The organism is Pseudanabaena sp. SR411, assembly GCF_002251945.1.
Classification (GTDB): domain Bacteria; phylum Cyanobacteriota; class Cyanobacteriia; order Pseudanabaenales; family Pseudanabaenaceae; genus Pseudanabaena.
In genome coordinates, this window is the sequence record NZ_NDHW01000082.1 from 30,532 (window position 1) to 45,831 (window position 15,300).

The 15,300-nt window shown below is 42.4% G+C and carries 10 protein-coding genes; 4 read left to right on the forward strand and 6 right to left on the reverse strand.

Annotation, left to right across the window (positions count from 1 at the left end; all coding sequences use genetic code 11):
• Positions 1-24: 24 nt before the first annotated feature.
• Positions 25-2,559, reverse strand: a complete 2,535-nt coding sequence (locus tag B9G53_RS07345) for a glycogen/starch/alpha-glucan phosphorylase (protein ID WP_094530710.1) — start codon at positions 2,557-2,559, stop codon at positions 25-27.
• A gap of 493 nt (positions 2,560-3,052) precedes the next feature.
• Here B9G53_RS07345 and B9G53_RS07350 point away from each other — a divergent pair, with 493 nt between their 5' ends.
• Positions 3,053-4,867, forward strand: coding sequence for a SpoIIE family protein phosphatase (locus B9G53_RS07350; protein ID WP_094530712.1), 1,815 nt, complete (start codon positions 3,053-3,055; stop codon positions 4,865-4,867).
• Between the two features lie 150 nt (positions 4,868-5,017).
• Here the strand turns inward: B9G53_RS07350 and B9G53_RS07355 are convergent, their stop codons facing one another.
• Positions 5,018-5,671 (reverse strand): Uma2 family endonuclease, encoded by a 654-nt coding sequence (locus tag B9G53_RS07355; RefSeq protein WP_094530714.1) that lies wholly within the window; start codon positions 5,669-5,671, stop codon positions 5,018-5,020.
• Between the two features lie 144 nt (positions 5,672-5,815).
• Between B9G53_RS07355 and B9G53_RS07360 the strand changes: the two genes are divergently transcribed.
• Entirely contained in the window at positions 5,816-7,282 is a 1,467-nt protein-coding gene (locus B9G53_RS07360; RefSeq protein WP_094530716.1) for a deoxyribodipyrimidine photo-lyase, read from the forward strand.
• Positions 7,283-7,385: 103 nt separating this feature from the next.
• Here B9G53_RS07360 and B9G53_RS07365 read toward each other — a convergent pair whose 3' ends face one another.
• Entirely contained in the window at positions 7,386-8,099 is a 714-nt protein-coding gene (locus tag B9G53_RS07365; RefSeq protein WP_094530718.1) for a phosphoribosylanthranilate isomerase, read from the reverse strand.
• Between the two features lie 48 nt (positions 8,100-8,147).
• Here B9G53_RS07365 and B9G53_RS07370 point away from each other — a divergent pair, with 48 nt between their 5' ends.
• Together B9G53_RS07370 and B9G53_RS07375 are read left to right on the forward strand one after the other, a co-directional pair.
• On the forward strand, positions 8,148-8,819 hold the full coding sequence (locus B9G53_RS07370; protein ID WP_254923586.1) for an SRPBCC family protein: 672 nt from the start codon (positions 8,148-8,150) through the stop codon (positions 8,817-8,819).
• 71 nt (positions 8,820-8,890) lie between these two features.
• On the forward strand, positions 8,891-10,627 hold the full coding sequence (locus B9G53_RS07375; protein WP_094530722.1) for an ATP-binding protein: 1,737 nt from the start codon (positions 8,891-8,893) through the stop codon (positions 10,625-10,627).
• Between the two features lie 120 nt (positions 10,628-10,747).
• Here the strand turns inward: B9G53_RS07375 and B9G53_RS07380 are convergent, their stop codons facing one another.
• The 3 genes from B9G53_RS07380 to B9G53_RS07395 form a co-directional block, all read right to left on the reverse strand.
• Positions 10,748-12,979 (reverse strand): NADP-dependent isocitrate dehydrogenase, encoded by a 2,232-nt coding sequence (locus tag B9G53_RS07380; RefSeq protein WP_094530724.1) that lies wholly within the window; start codon positions 12,977-12,979, stop codon positions 10,748-10,750.
• 518 nt (positions 12,980-13,497) lie between these two features.
• Positions 13,498-13,764 carry a hypothetical protein gene (locus B9G53_RS07390; protein ID WP_094530728.1) on the reverse strand — a complete coding sequence of 89 codons (267 nt, stop codon included), beginning with the start codon at positions 13,762-13,764 and terminating at the stop codon, positions 13,498-13,500.
• 212 nt (positions 13,765-13,976) lie between these two features.
• Positions 13,977-14,411 carry a transposase gene (locus B9G53_RS07395; RefSeq protein ID WP_176453138.1) on the reverse strand — a complete coding sequence of 145 codons (435 nt, stop codon included), beginning with the start codon at positions 14,409-14,411 and terminating at the stop codon, positions 13,977-13,979.
• Positions 14,412-15,300: the final 889 nt, after the last annotated feature.

Consider the following 15,300-nt stretch of genomic DNA (forward strand, 5'->3'; position numbering starts at 1 on the left):
CCTTTATTGTTTGCGGTTTAGAGATTAACCACCGACATTGAGAGTCGCCCTTGCAGGATCATAGGGTTCCAACTCCACCTTAACGGGTTTCACCTTCCAGATCTCATCACAGTATTCTTTGATTGTGCGATCAGAAGAGAACTTACCAGAACGGGCCACATTGAGAATGCTCATAGTCGTCCACCGTTCCTTATCCTTGTATGCTTGGCTGACCTTTTCTTGGCAGTCGGAATAGGATTGATAATCAGCCAAAAGCATATATTCATCATGGTACTTAAGCGAGTCAACCAAAGGCTTGAACAAGTCCTTCTCACCAGGAGAGAAATATCCCATCGCTAGGCGATCGAGAATATTACGAAGTTCCTCATGGCTATTGTAGTATTCCATTGGATCGTAACCATTGGCTTTCATTTGATGCACCTCTGGAGTCGTCAACCCAAATAGAAAGAAGTTGTCATCACCAACTTCTTCACGAATTTCGATATTCGCTCCATCAAGAGTACCAATGGTCAAAGCTCCATTCATGGTGAACTTCATGTTACCAGTTCCCGAAGCTTCTTTACCTGCGGTAGAGATTTGTTCAGACAGATCAGCAGCAGGATAGATCAACTGACCGAGGGAGGCACTGAAATTAGCAAGGAATACCACCTTGATGCGCCCATGCACATCAGGATCACGGTTGACCACATCGGCAACTGCATTGACAGCCTTGATGATTAGTTTCGCCATAGTATATCCAGGGGCAGCTTTACCACCAAAGATAAAAGTGCGCGGTGTGATCTCAATGCTTGGGTTTTGCTTGATACGAAGGTACAACCCGATTACATGGAGTAAATCTAGGTGTTGACGCTTGTACTCATGGATCCGCTTGACTTGGATATCAAAGATAGAGTTGGGATCAACTTCCACACAATTGTGCGCCATGATGTAATCGGCAAGTTTCTGCTTATTTGCTTGCTTGATGTTCCACCAGCGATCGCGGAAGTCTTTATCGTCTATAAAGGATTCTAGTTTGCGAAGTTCATCAAGATGCTTGAGCCAAGTATCACCAATTTTTTCGGTAATCAATCCTGATAATGCAGGATTAGCTAACAGCACCCAACGGCGAGGGGTTACGCCATTTGTTTTGTTGTTAAATTTCTCTGGGGATAACTTGTAAAAGTCCTTGAGAACGTCTTGCTTTAATAGTTCGGAGTGCAGAGCCGCTACACCATTGACGGCGTGACTGCCAATGGTAGCAAGGTTAGCCATACGCACTTTTCTGTTGCCACCTTCTTCAATGATTGAGAGACGGGTAAGTATCTCTTCATCATCAGGAAACCAAGTTTGGACATCCTGCAAAAAGCGGTGATTGATTTCGTAAATGATTTCTAAATGACGAGGCAACAGTTCCTCAAATAGTGATACTTCCCACTTTTCAAGAGCCTCAGGGAGTAAGGTGTGATTGGTATAAGCAAAGGTGCTTTGGGTAATCCGCCAAGCCTCATCCCAGAACATATGATGATCATCTACCAATAAACGCATCATTTCAGCAATGCTAATCGCAGGGTGGGTATCATTTAGCTGAACAGCGGCATGATCGGCAAGGTTATCTAAACGACCATATTTTTTGAGATGGCGACGAATGATGTCTTGGAGGGAACAAGATACAAAAAAGAACTGCTGCTCTAGACGCAACTGACGACCTTGGGGGGTGTTGTCGTTGGGGTAAAGAACTTTAGAAATGGTTTCCGATTTGATCTTGGTAGCCACCGCACCGTCATAGTCGCCAGAGTTAAAGGCTTGAAAGTTAAAGTCTTCGCCTGCTTCGGCTTTCCAGAGACGGAGAGTATTGACGGTGTTAGTTTGATAGCCAGGGACAGGAGTATCGTGGGGAATACCTTCGACAGTAAAGCTAGGAATCCAACGGGTATGAGGACGACCGCGATCGTCGTTGTAGACTTCAGTATGTCCGCCAAATTTAACTTGGACAGTGGATTCGTAGCGCACGACTTCCCAAGGGTTGCCACATTTTAGCCATTTGTCAGGGATTTCAACCTGCCAGCCATGTTGAATTGATTGATTGAAAATCCCAAATTCGTAGCGAATGCCATAGCCCATAGCAGGAATTTCTAAGGTGGCAAGGGAATCAAGGAAGCAAGCCGCTAGACGACCAAGACCACCGTTACCAAGTCCGGGATCGGGTTCTTGCTCTAGTACTTCGGTTAGGTCTAGTCCAGATTCTTTGACGGCTTGTTCGATCGATTCGTACAAATCAAGGTTGATCAGGCTATTACCAAGATGTCGCCCCATCAAAAACTCGGCTGATAGGTAGTAAACGGTCTTGATGTCTTGTTCGTGGTAGACCTTGAGTGTTTGTAGCCAACGTTGCAATAGGCGATCGCGGGTGGTGTACGACAACGCCATGTAGTAATCAGTGAAGTTGGCGAGAATCGCTAGTTTGCCTTGTATGTAGAACAGGTTGTCGGCAAAGGCTCGCTTAAGGGTTTCGATACTTAGACCTGTGCGATCGTCTTCTACCGTAATATTGCTGGTTTGATTAGCAACATTTGTTTGCATAGAATTATTCCTGAATGGTTACTTTGTCTTATTGCCGTTCTGCTGACCCTAAGGCGGAGGGTAATGCCCCTGTCCTATCCAAGCATAAACTTTGAGTTGTTGGTCATTTATTAACTGATAATTTATGTTTGAGAGGCATAATATTCACGGTTTCCTGACAATAGCTTAAATTTTTATGAAAAATCTACCTCGATAAGCTCGATAAGCTTTTAGGGATCACATCCAAGGATTCGACTAGATCGCCGCCCCAGCTCAGTATCATACCTAATCACAAAACGCCCCCCCTTTTTGAACAGCGATCATTCGTCGCAATTTTCATTATGAAACTGATTTTGGTATTGCTAGTCCCGAATGGGCTGGGAATACCAAAATCAGTCCTTGAGAGTAATGCTTAGGCTTGCTTTCAAAAAATGATTTTTGTAATGAGAATCGCTGGAGCATTCGCCCAAAAACATTTAGGGTTGCTATCAGAAAATTTTGACATTGTAACCAAATGAAATTATTTCTAAAGACTAAAAAAACAATCAGTACCGCTTGGTGGATTGATAACTTAATTATTGCAGTGGTTTACTTTGTATTGAGTGCATTAGTTTTGCAATTACCGCAGTCACAGCTAGGTTCTCCAGTTTGGCCCCCTGCTGGGCTTGCGGTTGGGGCTTTATTGGCAAGGGGGCGATCGCGATGGATAGGAATATTTTTGGGAGCAGCTTTAAATAGTTTTTTTACTTCTAAAGTTCCTTTGCCTTTTGCTATTTTTGGTGGGCTTGTACCTGCGATCGGTGCGTTAGTCTCCACCACATTAGTCATATATTTCAACAAGACCAATGATTTCTTAGGATACGTTAAACGTTTTGTCATGTTTGCTCTTGCAGTCACTTTTAGTGGCACTCTTTTACAAGCTTTGTTAGGAACTTTAATTGTATTTTGGGCTGGGTTAATTCCGTGGAATATTTATTGGAGTGTTACTTGGGGATGGTGGGTTGGCGATGCGATCGGGGTGTTGCTATTTGCACCTTTAATTTGTGCATGGTGGAATGAGCAATCAAGAATAAAATTTGACCATAAGCCAGACCATAAATTCGACAAAAAAGAACTAATTGTATGTTTATTAATTTTAGCAATAATCTTCCGTTTAGTACTGATAGAAAATCAACCAATAGAGTATTTTTTATTGCCGCCATTACTATGGTCGGCTTTTCGATTTGGGGCAAAAATTACAACCTTAATTACGATGGTTGTTGCGATGGCTGCTGCCATAAGCACTGCCTATAAATTTGGGGTTTTTTATAAGGTTTCTCAAGAGAGTAACTCTCTCATATTCTTGCAACTATTTATGGGGGTAATGCTAATTACTACAATTGCTGTCTTAGCCTTAGTTGCTGAAAATAATCGAGCCTCAGAAAAACTACAAGAACAAGTTATTCTCAAAGATAAAGCTTATACTCAGTTGGATCAAGCCAACAAGAATCTAGAAGATATAATTGATGAGCGTACCAAAGAATTAATAGAAGCTAATCAAGAAATTAATTCTCTAAATCAACGATTAACTGTAGAAAATTATCGGATGAGTTCAGAGTTAGCAGTTACTCGAAAACTACAAGAGATGATCTTACCAAGAACAAAAGAATTAAATAGTATTAAAGAATTAGATATTGTGGGATTTATGGAGCCTGCGGATGAAGTGGGCGGCGATTATTATGATGTTTTACAGCGAAATGGGCGAATCAAAATCGGAATTGGGGATGTTACAGGACATGGTTTAGAGAGTGGCGTAATCATGATCATGGTACAAACTGCGATCCGTACTTTACTAATTAATGGAGAAGGAAATCCTGTTAAATTTTTATCTACGGTTAATCAAACGATTTACGAAAATCTTCAACGCATGAATTGCGATAAGAGTTTGAGTCTGATTCTTATGGATTATCATGACCATAAACTCTATATAAGTGGACAACATGAAAGTGTAATTGTGGTTCGGACAAATGGTGAAATAGAAATTATTGATACAGACTCTCTAGGATTTCCCATTGGCTTAACTGATGAGATTACCGAATTTATCTTTGAGTTAGAAATCCACTTAGATTTGGGAGATATAGTCTTGTTATATACTGATGGTATTCCTGAAGCTGAGAACCAAAATAAACAACATTATGGGCTAAAACGGTTAATTCAAGTAATCAGTGAATCCCATGAAAAACCTATTGATCAAATCAGAGAAATTGTAATTAACGATGTTCGTGAATTTATCGGCTCTCACAAAGTCCATGATGATATTACTTTTATGGTTATAAAGCGTAAAATCTAATCTATAAGCCCAAATACAAGTAGCGGCGCTTCACGCCGCTACTTGTATTTGGGGCTTATAGATACCTGTACAAAATAAATTACTAAAACCCGTAAAGTTGCGCCCCAAAGGGGCGCAACTTTACGGGTTTTTCTTTATAATTAATTATGCTTAGCTACTTATGGATAAGGTTTGTAGCCATTGCCGAAACTCTCGTCGCAATGCACTCATTGGCAGATCCTTACTTTTTTCTAAAAATAGAGAAATTCCTTCTACGACTGGCACTGATGGGAAAGCTTTACTAACAGAGGAGTTAAGGTATTTACCATCTTCAAATAGGCTAATCTCTAATTTCCCATTTTTATATCGCCAGATTTCTGGTACAGCCAAAGCTTCATAAGCACTGATCTGTGTAATTGAAGTTAAGTCCACCTCGATCGCTAAGTCAGGTACGGGATCAATATCAAGATTTAGGCGTAGTTTACCAATCATCGCTTGGTAGTTTTGAATATAAAAGCAGTCGTCAGGCTCGATCCCCGCTTGCATTTTTTTACTTTTAAAAGTCGTCGATCCTAAAGATTCCCACTCCCAATCTAGTTCTTCTAACAAAACAACTAATAAATTTGAGATCAAAACCTTAGCGCGTTCATGCTCTGGTAACGGCATCCGAATTTCCAATACTCCTTTGTAATAAGCAATTAGTGAGTGACGATGCTCGCCTAAATCTTCGAGAATGTCTTCAAATTCTTGCCAGTTAATATCTTCGAGGGTGACTCGTTGCCCTTGATCTAGCTGAATTTGCGCGATCGCAATTTTGACTGGCATGACAGAAATCTCCAAACCATGAATTTTGAGCGCGTGTAGCGTTTTGCGCTTCCCTCAGTTTAGCAAAAGCCAAGCACCACTAAGCTTTTGCTAAACTGACTCATATAGAAAAATTTTTAGATATTTTTAAAGACATTGATATTTATGCCTAAAACAGCCAGTAATTTGGGTAATCCGATCGCCCAAAACCCGATCGCTTTAGTCTGGCATCGCCGCGACCTACGTATTGATGACAATCCTGCGCTGAATGAGGCGATCGCGCAAGTAGGCGATCGGGGGATCGTGCTGGGGGTGTTTATTTTTGACCCTGATATTCTTGATGATGGAGTAACGGAGGGGAGCAAGGTTGACTTTATGCTGGGTTGTTTGCGGGAGTTGCAAGCTAACTATCGGCGATTGGGCAGTGATTTGTTATTCATGCTTGGTCAGCCTGTTAATTCGATTTGTGAATTAGCTAAGGCAGTTAAGGCAAGTCATGTATTTTTTAATCAGGATGTCGAACCCTTTGCGATTAAACGCGATCGCGAAGCAACAAATGCTCTGCAAGAATTAGGAATTAAAGTTCAGAGTTTTATTGATATTGGTTTGATTGCTCCCGATGCGATCGCAACCCAAGCGGGTGAACCTTATAAGGTTTACACTCCTTTTTGGCGCAATTGGCTGGCGAAACCAAAGCCTAAACCATTTGATGCACCTCAGAAATTAACGGGTTTAGCGAGTTATGAGAATTTACCTGTAATTTCTTTACCAAGTTTGCGCGAACTTAAATTTATCAATGACATTACTTTGCCAAAAGCTGGTGAAGCCGCAGCTATAGAGCTTTTAGAAGCTTTTTGTGATGGCAATGGGATCTTGCGCTATCAAACTGAACGGGATTTTCCTGCCCATGCGGGTACATCGACTCTTAGCCCACATTTGCGGTTTGGAACTGTGGGGATTAGGAGGGTTTGGGACAAGGCGATCGCGGCTGAGCAACTTGTCCGTAGTGAAGAGGAAGCCACGGGGATCACTACATGGAAACAAGAACTGGCATGGCGCGAATTCTATCAGCATGTGCTGTTTTATTTTCCTGAACTCGAAACGGGAGCCTATCGTCCGCAGATGCGAAATTTCCCTTGGGATGATGATGAGGAGAAATTTGTGGCTTGGTGTGAGGGGCGCACAGGCTATCCGATTGTCGATGCTGCCATGCGTCAGCTTAATCAAACAGGCTGGATGCATAACCGTTGTCGGATGATCGTTGCTAGTTTTCTAACCAAAGATTTGATTATTAATTGGCAATGGGGCGAGCGCTATTTTATGCAGAAATTACTAGATGGCGATCTGGCGGCAAATAACGGTGGATGGCAATGGAGTGCCTCTAGTGGCATGGACCCAAAACCTTTGCGGATTTTTAATCCTGCTTCGCAAGCCCGTAAATATGATCCTGAAGGTGAGTATATTTTGCGCTGGTTGCCTGAATTGCAGGGATTAACTACTGCCGAGCTATTAAGTGGCAATATTCCACCACACCAGTGCAAGAAACGTGATTATCCTTTACCAATAGTCGATCACAGCATTCAACAGCAAAAGTTTAAGCAGCTCTATAAAGATTGCAAAGCTAGCCCCTAAGCTCGCACTCAAGCCCTGCACTTAAGTGCGGGCTAAAAGCTAAAACCCGTTGAAATGGGTTACGAAAAATTATTTTTTAGTCTGCTGAAGCAGACTTGAGCTTTTAGCCAGCACTTGAGTGCTGGGCTAATGCTGTGCGATCGCAAATGCATCTCTGCACAAATTGCTCAACTTTCGACAAATCTTTATCCCCAGCAGTCCGTTCGACCCCACTTGATACATCTAAACCATGTGGATTTACCAAAGCGATCGCCTCGGCAACATTTTCAGGTGACAAGCCTCCCGCTAACCACCAGTCACAGTTTGGGCGAAAATCTCGCAACATTTGCCAATCAAGAGTTTTACCAGTACCTCCCGCCATGTGTGGATCGTAAGCATCAAGTAAAATTGCATCAACAACATTGCTAAAAAGATGTGCTTGCTCTAAACCAGCTTGATCCTTGACTCGTAATGCTTTAATCAGCTTGATTTTCGGGTTAATAGTGTTGAGATGCGATCGCATCTCAGTACAAAATTCTGGAGATTCATTCCCATGTAGCTGCACAGCATTCAGTCCAGCTTGCGTAACGGTTTCACAAATTTCACTCAAACTGGCATTCAGAAATACACCAATCAAGTCTAGCTTGGCAAATTTGGGACTACCCGCCACAATCTCTGACTGAGCAGCGAGTAGACTAGAGGTGATTTGACCGATCGCAGATGCACTAATATATCGTGGTGAAGAGGATACACAAATAAACCCAAGGGCTTCGACTCCCATTTGAGCGATCGCTTGTGCTTGATCGAGTTTCGTAATCCCACAAATTTTGATATACATACACAAGAACTTAATTCCATGACAGAGTATTCATCCTATCTAAAGTCTATGCAGTCTCATCAAAAACTAGGTCAGAAATTAGGCAAGAAAATAGTGACAAAACTTTCAGCAGGTTCGGCAATGTTTATGGCGATCGCGATCGCTTGCTGCACACCAACGCTCCCCGTCCGTGCCGCCCTATTTGATGGGCCAGTTGATCGTTTGCCTTCGATTCAGCGTGATTCTCTGCGTAAGGGGCAAACTGTAGTCACAGGTAGTAACGGTAAATATGTAGCGCGTGTATTAATCACCGCCTCAACTGATGCAGTTTGGCGAGTTTTGACCGACTATGCTAATCTCTACAAGTTTATTCCCAACATGACTTCTAGTAAAATTCTTGAAAGTCGTGGTAACCGCAAGGTGATCGAGCAGGTAGATTCGCGTCAAGTCTTCTTAGTTTCGATTGTCTCGCGCACTAAACTTGCCATTCAGGAAACCGATCGCAAACAAATTGATTTTCGACTTGTTGATGGTGATCTCGCCAAAATGGAAGGATATTGGAAAATAGAACCTGTCTCCACCGTGCCACGTCGTCCTCCCACGCAAATTTTGATTACTTATACTGTTAATGCTCAGCCTAATAGTGGTACACCTACTGACGCTTTTTATAGCATTTTTAAAGAAGCTTTAGGTGACACCTTGCAAGCCATTAAGCAAGAAGTCGCAAGTAGAAATAGATAATCAAAACAAGACAGAATTTGCTATGCAAATTCTGTCTTGTTCTCAAATCATTAATCTCCATAATTAATTACATGATCGAGCCGATTGGATACATATTAGGAACCAAAGATGCAACCCCGCTTGAGTTTTGGGTAGCCGTAAGTGATGGCAAAGTCCTTCGTCTCGATGATGTTGTGCAGGTCAAAACCGATCGCCCTGATAAAAAGGGAATTGTCAACTTTTATGGTGTAGTCGATCATGTGAGAACTATCCATGAAGGAACTCAGTTTGATACGGATACATTTCTAGTTACTACTGGCAGTATGCCTGTGAATGTTTCCTACGCCGCCCATATCCAAGTCACGCGCATTGAGCCTGAAGAATATTTACCACCACAACCAAGCGATGCTGTTTATTTAGCTGAAGATGAGAATCTCCGATTTGCGCTCAATTTCGATGGCATGGAACAGCGCATCTCCGCAGGAATTATGCGAAATGGCAGCCCCGCCTATTTGAACTATGAATTTATTGATGGCACAAAGGGCGCTCATGTCAATATTTCAGGGATTTCGGGGGTAGCAACGAAGACTTCCTTTGCTTTGTTTTTATTGCATTCTATTTTCAACTCGGCGGCTTTGGGTTCTAAGAGAGCAAATACGAAAGCACTCATTTTTAATGTCAAAGGGGAAGATTTATTTTTCTTAGATAAACCCAACAATAAAATGCGTGAGGAAGATCGCCATACCTATCATGCCCTTGATTTGCCTGTAGAGCCATTTAGGGATGTAAGATTTTGTGTTGCGCCCAAGAAAAATACTCAAGAAATAGAACCGCATCTCGATCAACGTTCCGATAACATCTCCGCTTATGTTTGGGGTATGCGCGAATTTTGTCGCGATCGCCTGTTTCGTTTCTTATTTGCAGGTGATGATCTTGAGCGTGGAAATATTGGCTTCTTGGCAAGCATTGTCGAAGAACGTCTAGCCAGATTGGCAATGGATAATGATAAATATGATAAGAAGCTAGGATTTTTGCCTAGAGCTAGTCTGGACTTAGATGATGCCTATGGTGAAGATGGCAAAGATAAGGTAGAGACATTTCGGGATTTGATTGAATTTCTCGAAGATAAGTTAGTGGAGAATCCCGATCAAAAATGGCTAGGGCGCAATGCTCCTGCGACTGCGGAGGCTCTAACCCGTCGTCTATGGGGGATTGCTGATGAAATGGGACATCTCATTCGAGGCGATCTTCCACCCGAAGAATTACAAAAATATAAGCTCGATCCGCTAGCGGCGGAATATCAGTTAACGATCGCGGATATCAACAAGCTTGGCAGCAAAGCCCAAAAGTTTGTGGTGGGTGTGCTGCTCCAAAAGCTCTTTATGGAGAAAGAAAAGCGTGGTCAATATCCCGTTGTGTTTATTGTGCTTGATGAGTTGAATAAATATGCGCCTAAGGAAGGTCGTAGCCCCATTAAAGACTTGCTAGTGGAAATCGCCGAACGAGGGCGATCGCTAGGTATTATCTTAATCGGCGCACAACAAACTGCTTCAGAAGTAGAACGTCGCGTGGTTGGTCAGGCTGCCGTGCGGGTAGTTGGTCGTCTGGACTCCGCCGAAGTGGAACGCCCTGAATATAATTTCTTGACGGGTGCTTGTCGGAAGCGATCTCTTTTACTAAAATCGGGCAGTATGTTTATCCATCAGCCCGAAGTTCCATCACCTTTGCTGGTTGGATTTCCTTTCCCAGCCTATGCAACGAGATTGCGAGAAGTCCAAATCAATGAAGTGGAAGAGAAAATCCTAAAGAGTAAAGTGAAGCGACTTTAAGCCATTGCTGTAGTCCACTTCAGTGGACTACAGCAATGGCTTAAAGCCCAAACCCGTTAAAACGGGTTTGGGCTTTAAGCCCGCACTTGAGTGCAGGACTACTGACTTCGGGAATTGGTATTAATGGAGCGAATTAATCACCTCATTTAAAGTTTGGCTAGGACGCATCGCTTGACTAGCCTTATCACAATCAGCGAAATAATAGCCGCCAATATCAACGGATTTACCTTGAGCAGCACTCAATTCTTGAATAATTTGGCTTTCCTTCTCCGCCAAGATCTGTGTTAACTCAGCAAATTTAGACTTTAGTTCCAAATTCTGATTCTGCTCCGCTAGAGCCTGCGCCCAGTAAAGTGCGATATAGAAATGACTGCCACGATTATCAATGCCACCAATCTTGCGGGAAGGGGATTTATCGTTATTGAGATAGAGACTGTTCGCTTGATCGAGAGCCTTTGCCAAGATCATTGCGTTCTCGTTATTAGTTTTGTGTCCGAGGTCTTCTAGCGTAACTGCGATCGCTAAGAATTCTCCGAGCGAATCCCAACGTAAATGCCCTTCCTCAAGGAACTGCTGAACGTGTTTAGGAGCAGAACCCCCCGCACCCGTTTCAAACAGCCCACCACCAGCCAGCAATGGCACGATTGAGAGCATTTTGGCACTCGTACCGAGTTCGAGAATTGGGAATAAATCCGTGAGATAGTCCCGCAAGACATTACCAGTTACGGAAATTACATTTTTACCCACCTTAATCTGTTCGCAGGTAAATTTCATCGCCGCTACAGGTGACATAATCTGGATATCTAGCCCTGTGGTGTCATGGTCTTGCAAATAGGTCTTGACCTTAGTAATCAGATTTGCATCATGGGCGCGATGTTCATCTAGCCAAAAAATCGTCGGATTACCCGTCGCTCTCGCCCGATTCACTGCCAATTTCACCCAATCTTGGATCGGTAAGTCCTTGGTTTGACACATCCGCCAGATGTCCCCCTTGGCAACAGAATGCTCAATCAGAACAGTTCCCGATTCATCACTGACGCGCACCACACCATCCGCAGGAATCTCAAAGGTCTTGTCATGGGAGCCATATTCCTCAGCCTTCTGCGCCATCAAGCCCACATTGGCGACATTGCCCATTGTGGTGACATCAAAGGCTCCATTTTCTTGGCAAAACTCGATACAGGCTTGATAAATCGTGGCATAACAGCGATCGGGAATCATCGCCTTAGTGTCGTAAGCCTTGCCATCCGCGCCCCACATCTTGCCAGATGTACGAATTGTCGCCGCCATGGATGCGTCAATAATCACATCGCTGGGAACATGCAGATTGGTAATTCCCTTATCAGAGTTGACCATCGCTAAACGTGGTTGCTTCTCATAAACTGCTTGCAAATCTGAGGCGATCGCTTCTTTTTGTTCAGCAGGTAAATATTGAATCTTAGCGTAAACATCCCCTAAACCATTATTCGGATTGATGCCTAATTGCTTGAAGGTGTCAGCATACTTCTTAAATACAACTTGATAATAGACCGTCACCGCATGACCAAAGAGAATCGGGTCAGAGATCTTCATCATCGTCGCCTTGACATGGAGAGAAAGCAAAATATCTTCTTCCTTCGCCTTAGCAATTTCCTGAGCGTAAAACTCTCGCAGAGCCTTGACACTCATCACCGAAGCATCAATGACCTCGCCTTCCAATACAGTAGTTTTCTGTTTGAGAACTTGAGTGGAACCATCGGCTGTGGTTAATTCAATTTTGACTACACCTGCGTTGGGAATTACCACCGATTTCTCGCTACCGTAGAAATCCCCCTCAGTCATATGGGCAACATGGGATTTAGAATCCTTTGACCATGCGCCAACGGAATGGGGATGCTTTTGAGCAAATTCTTTAACGGCTAAAGCCACACGGCGATCGCTATTTCCTTCGCGCAATACTGGATTAACCGCACTGCCCAACACCTTGGAGTATTTAGCTTTTATCGCTTTCTCTTCTTCAGTTTGCGGATCAGCAGGATAGTTGGGGATGTTGTAACCCTTTGCCTGTAATTCAGCGATCGCTGCCATTAACTGTGGCAGGGATGCGCTAATATTCGGGAGCTTGATGATATAAGCATCAGGAGTTTTTGCCAAAGATCCCAGTTCATCAAGGGCATCGGGTTGACGCTGAGATTCGGTTAAATATTCAGGAAAATTCGCAATAATCCGCCCAGCTAGAGAAATATCTTTGAGTTCAACCTCGATGTCGGCGGCTTTCGTAAATGCTTGGACTATGGGCAGTAGAGAGTAGGTGGCTAGGGCTGGGGCTTCATCGGTAAAGGTATAGGTAATTTTTGAGGTTTGATTGCTCATGTCAATGGGGCGGATTTCTTGCGGATCAATATACAGCTTAGATGATACATGGCTTAGTTAACCCGATTCGTATCGGTTTTATCCAGAAAATAGTATTATCCCAAAGCACAAAATAATGAAGGTTATCGGGGATTACCTCAATGATCTATCTGCTAAAGGTTTGCTAAAGGCGATCACTTTTAACAATCGTTTCTACTTTATTGATAGGGAATGCATTCTACAAGATAGCGATACACTTCACTACTATACTAGAAGCCTGGCAGCTTGCCGAAATAGACTAGCAACAGAAGTGCTGAGATAGATAGCCATAGGTTCTTTGTGAGTTCTTTACCATATTTAAACTTCTCGAAATCATTTGAAAACTGGGTTTTGTCATTATCAAATAAGAAACAGAACTCAAACCACAGCCATAGAGGTGGAACAATAATCCAAAATCCTAGCAATCCCTTGTTAATTCCATCTTCCCAGTTTCCAAAGATAGTACCTATAACCGAAATTAGAAGCAAAATGATAGATAGCTATTTTAGCAAAATTTTCTGTTGATATAAATCGCCAATTTCAACTTTTTCGTCATTATCTATTCTTCGTGCGATAGCTAGTTCTTGCTCTACTTTTGCTTGTTTCTGAAGCACCGACGATTTTATTTCTTCTCTTAGAGCATCTTCTTTAAGTTCTTGAAGTGTCGATTTTTCGGAATTTGTGCTAAATACATTTCTGTTCATCATCTTTTCGATGAGGTAACCAGTAGGATTTAGCTCGATCTTAACAATATCAAAAGTATCCATTTTTTCTTTGTGAGTTTAACTAGAATTTTTAGCACAACTGAGGTTTAGTTTCGATATTTACAGCAAATTCCGATCAAAGCAGACACAAAAGAAGCTACCTAAAAGGCTCAAAGCAGAGGTCACAATGGTGGAACCAATTAAGAGCATCTTCATCAGTAATAGCATTAATAGCCATAGTGATAGCTGTATCAAGAGCCTCAACTGTACGAGCTTTAGCTGAGCGAAAATTCTTTCAACTTTGACCAACATAGCTCAATAGGTGATAAATCAGGGGAATAAGGAGGTAGAAACTTGACCTTAGCAATTAGAGTTTTCGCAATTTCTGCGTAATGTAGTGGCAAATTGTCCATAGCAACAATTGCTCCAACCCATAATTGAGGCAATAATATTTTCTCTATGAAAACTAAGAAACTTGCAGTGTTTAGACCGCCTGCAAAAGTCATCGCTGCTATCAAACCCTCATCACTCATCGCGCCAATTAAAGTAATGTTTTTATCTTTGTTAGTGGGGCAATCATCATATACTCTCCCTCCCCCTTCACATTTGCCATAGAACCTTGTCATTGATAGATTCAGCCTTTTCTCATCAATGAATACAAGGTTTTTCACATCTATCTTATCCAGCCAACACCGAAACTCATAGCGCAATTTTTGGACTCTCTCGGTGGCTTGTTCACTGGCTACTAAAGTTTTTTTTGCGTCCTAAATTCAATCGCTTAAGAGTACGGCTTAAACTCGATACACTCACCTTGATTTCTTTAGTTTTTTGGAGCGTTTCTTTTATCTCTCGCAGATATATATCGTTTTGTTCCCTCACAATTGTCTTCACTAATTCTTCATCTTTGCCTTTGATTGTGGATCGTCGATCTCCTCCTTGCGGTTTTGCTGCGATTTCATTTGTTTCTCGATACCGACGCAAAAAATCTCGCACAAAAGATAGACTTAGGGGCTTGCTAAAAAATTAAGATACTAATCCAGATTTTCCAGAATCATTGGGGCGGCGAAGCCGCCCCAATGATTCTAGTTTTATATTTGGTGCTTTATTAAATCGCAAGTCCCTTACTTTAAGATGAGTTAAGTCAGATGTTGCATGAGCAGACTGGAGTGCTGATTAGCCGAGTCACTGTAGATAGAATGCTCAAAAAGCTAAATATAACCTTCAAAAAAAACGTTGCATCCAACCGAAAAAGAGAGTAAAAGAGTCCAACAGCAGCGATATGATTTCTGGCAACCAGTGTGAGGAATTCTCGCTAAAAATTATGATCTTTATTGATGAATCAGGAATAAATTTAGCGCTTACTAGATTGTTTGCTCGTTCATCCAAGGGCGAAAGAGCAAGAGACTCAAAACCGATAAAACGGGGTAAAAATGTTTCTGTGATTAGAGCTACTAAGGATCACGGCACTGGTGAGTTAATTAGTGAGGCAATGAAATCCACTTGAGGATAATAATTCCAGCATAGAAACGGGACGATGAAAAAGTCTGATCGCCATAGCAGGAGTCTTATTCTTACCCAAGCCCACATGAGGTCTCACCC